Source organism: Enterorhabdus sp. P55, assembly GCF_009911695.1.
Lineage (GTDB): Bacteria > Actinomycetota > Coriobacteriia > Coriobacteriales > Eggerthellaceae > Enterorhabdus.
In genome coordinates this window covers 1-768 of the sequence record NZ_QWKK01000263.1, presented here as the reverse complement: position 1 = coordinate 768, position 768 = coordinate 1, and the positions used below count along the sequence as shown (strand labels likewise).

The following is a 768-nucleotide window of genomic DNA, read 5'->3' as shown; positions in this document are numbered from 1 at the left end:
CCAATGCATACAATGGTTGAGCCACTGCCTTTTACACCAGACTTAATAAACCACCTGCGCTCGCTTTACGCCCAATAAATCCGGACAACGCTCGGGACCTACGTATTACCGCGGCTGCTGGCACGTAGTTAGCCGTCCCTTTCTGGGTAGTTACCGTCACTTGATGAGCTTTCCACTCTCACCAACGTTCTTCTCTACCAACAGAGTTTTACGATCCGAAAACCTTCTTCACTCACGCGGCGTTGCTCGGTCAGACTTTCGTCCATTGCCGAAGATTCCCTACTGCTGCCTCCCGTAGGAGTTTGGGCCGTGTCTCAGTCCCAATGTGGCCGATCACCCTCTCAGGTCGGCTATGTATCATCGCCTTGGTGAGCCTTTACCTCACCAACTAGCTAATACAACGCGGGATCATCTTTGAGTGATGCAATTGCATCTTTCAAACTTAAAACTTGTGTTTAAAGTTTTTATGCGGTATTAGCATTCGTTTCCAAATGTTGTCCCCCGCTCAAAGGCAGATTCCCCACGCGTTACTCACCCGTTCGCTGCTCATCCAGTCGGTACAAGTACCAACCTTCAGCGCTCAACTTGCATGTATTAGGCACGCCGCCAGCGTTCGTCCTGAGCCAGGATCAAACTCTCAAATAAAGTATTTAAGTCACCGAAGTGACTGGCTTGTCTTTCATTATTGATTGACAGATTTTTGATGTATTGCTACATCACATGAGTCATTCTTCTTTATTCAGTTTTCAATGGTCTAGCTTGTCGCGC

At 47.9% G+C, this 768-nt stretch carries 1 rRNA gene; it reads right to left on the bottom strand.

From position 1 onward, the window contains the following. Positions 1-645, bottom strand: a 16S ribosomal RNA gene (locus tag D1643_RS11170); the annotation flags it as partial. Positions 646-768: the final 123 nt, after the last annotated feature.